This window comes from Lysinibacillus fusiformis (assembly GCF_002845985.1).
Classification (GTDB): Bacteria; Bacillota; Bacilli; order Bacillales_A; family Planococcaceae; genus Lysinibacillus; species Lysinibacillus fusiformis_D.
Window position 1 is genome coordinate 1 of record NZ_PDFK01000018.1, and the last position, 2,554, is coordinate 2,554.

At 39.8% G+C, this 2,554-nt stretch carries 1 protein-coding gene and 4 tRNA genes; 1 reads left to right on the plus strand and 4 read right to left on the minus strand.

From position 1 onward, the window contains the following. Positions 1 to 12: 12 nt before the first annotated feature. From CRI88_RS22160 to CRI88_RS22175, 4 genes are all read right to left on the minus strand, one after another. Positions 13 to 96: transfer RNA gene (locus CRI88_RS22160), tRNA-Tyr, on the minus strand. 15 nt (positions 97 to 111) lie between these two features. Beyond that, positions 112 to 187 (minus strand) — tRNA-Val (locus CRI88_RS22165). Between the two features lie 56 nt (positions 188 to 243). Beyond that, positions 244 to 318 (minus strand) — tRNA-Glu (locus CRI88_RS22170). Between the two features lie 114 nt (positions 319 to 432). Next, positions 433 to 509: transfer RNA gene (locus CRI88_RS22175), tRNA-Asn, on the minus strand. A gap of 269 nt (positions 510 to 778) precedes the next feature. Between CRI88_RS22175 and mbcS the strand changes: the two genes are divergently transcribed. Continuing rightward, positions 779 to 2,365, plus strand: a complete 1,587-nt coding sequence (mbcS, locus tag CRI88_RS22180; RefSeq protein WP_036128909.1) for an acyl-CoA synthetase MbcS — start codon at positions 779 to 781, stop codon at positions 2,363 to 2,365. Positions 2,366 to 2,554 lie beyond the last annotated feature (189 nt).

A 2,554-nucleotide genomic window follows, 5' to 3' on the forward strand; every position in this document is an offset into this window, starting at 1 on the left:
CATTTATAAAACTGGTGGAGGGGGACGGATTCGAACCGCCGAACCCTAAGGAGCGGATTTACAGTCCGCCGCGTTTAGCCACTTCGCTACCCCTCCGAAATAACACAATAATGGTGGAGGATGACGGGCTCGAACCGCCGACCCTCTGCTTGTAAGGCAGATGCTCTCCCAGCTGAGCTAATCCTCCATAGAAACAGGTGTTATATCACAGTTTATTTTTCTTTATAAAGCCTATGTTTTAAATGGTGACCCCTACGGGATTCGAACCCGTGTTACCGCCGTGAAAGGGCGGTGTCTTAACCACTTGACCAAGGGGCCAGTATCACGTCTCAAACAAGACAAGATTTATAATAACATCATTTCTTAATAGTTGCAATACTTTTTTATAACTTTTTTTATGTATAACAGCTTCTTAAAAATGGGCAAAAAAAATGGCTCCGAAGGCAGGACTCGAACCTGCGACAACCTGATTAACAGTCAGGTGCTACTACCAACTGAGCTACTTCGGAACGATACTATTCACTTCGGGTTTAAACAACCTCTTAAGTACATTTATTATTATAGCAAGCATTATAAATTATGCAACATATTTTATGAAAATTTTTATATTTTTTGTCGAAGTAGGTTTAAAAATTAATCCAAAAGCATAATAGTTCTCTATTAAATCTAATATTTCTATTTTGCATGCTAAATATTCTTGCTGTATATTATTGCAATTGTTAAAATAAAAATAGTTTTAAGAATTTTCTATCAAATTTCCTGGGGGAGGAATATTCGGATGGTAACAAATGATTTAATTGCACCTGAATTTTATAATATCACAGAGGAATTAGAAAAGTTTTCACAAGATAGTGATCGCCAAGCAATACGCTGGTTAAATACGCAACAAGAGAGACGAACAGTTTCCTATGTAGAGCTTGTCCAAAAAATGAATCAATACGCAAATGCTTTTACAGAGACAGGACTTCGAAAGGGAGATCGCGTTCTAGTTATTATTCCTCGCCTACCAGAAGCCTATTTTGTTTTTCTTGGCTGTTTAAAGGCTGGCATCGTGCCTATTTCATGTTCAGAAATGCTACGTGCAAGTGACTTAGAATATCGCATGGAGCACTCTTCTGCTAGTGCAGTTATTGCCTATGAAGCATTTACAGGTGAGGTTGACCAAATTTCTTCTACTGTAGACACATTAAAGAACAAATTAGTTATTGGTACTGCAAAAGGCGATTGGGCTTCTTTAGATGTACTGGCAAGCACACAGCCAACTACATTTACAGCAGTAGCTACTAAACGTGATGACATGGCGTTCCTTTCCTATACATCTGGGACAACTGGGAAACCTAAAGGTGTAGTACATTCACATGGCTGGGGATATGCGCATATTCGAACAGCTGCTTCAAAATGGCTCTGCGTACGTGAAGGCGACTTAGTATGGGCTACAGCAGCTCCTGGCTGGCAAAAATGGATTTGGAGCCCTTTCTTATCTACAATCATGCTCGGTGCTACTGCATTTGTTTATCATGGTGGATTCGATGCAAAAACGTACCTTCAGCTCATACAAGATGAAAAAATAAATGTCCTTTGCTGCACACCAACTGAATATCGTATTATGGCGAAAATTGATAATTTGCAAGACTATAATCTTTCATCCCTCCGTAGTGCAGTCTCTGCTGGTGAACCGTTAAATCGCCCAGTCATTGAAACATTTATGAATCGTTTCAGGCTAAAAGTACGTGATGGCTATGGACAGACAGAGAATACATTATTAATTGGTACACTCGAAAACACTGAATTACGCCCTGGATCCATGGGTGTTCCAACTCCAGGTAATATTGTACGTATTATCGACAATGAAGGAAATGAAGCACCTGTAGGAGAGGTTGGCGATATTGCCATCCACAAATCCTCACCAGCTCTATTTAAGGAGTATTACAAAGAGCCAGAACGAACGCAAGCTGCATTTCGCGGTGATTGGTATATTACTGGCGATCAAGCTAAATGTGATGAAGATGGGTATTTCTGGTTTGAAGGTCGTGGAGATGACATTATTATATCTTCTGGTTATACGATTGGTCCATTCGAAGTTGAAGATGCATTAAACAAACATGAAGCTGTACAAGAATGTGCAGTTGTTGCTGCACCAGATGAAATTAGAGGCCATATTGTGAAGGCCTTTGTTATCTTACGAGAGAGCTTCAAAGAGCGAGATGAAGTCGAGTTAACAAAGGAGTTACAAGAGCATGTAAAGGCGTTAACAGCACCGTATAAATACCCTCGTAGTATTGTTTTTATTGATGAGTTACCAAAAACAACATCCGGAAAAATTCGCCGCATTGAACTACGAGCTGCCACTGTTCAAACACATTAAATATCAAAAAAGAAGGCATTCCACTTAAGGCATGCCTTCTTTTTTATATTTTTATAAATCATCTCAATTTATTAGTTAGCTTAAGTAAAAAAAGCCACTACTGAGTGTATCAGCAGCGACTTTTTGCGCCTAGCGACGTCCTACTCTCACAGGGGGAAGCCCCCAACTACCATCGGCGCTAAAGAGCTT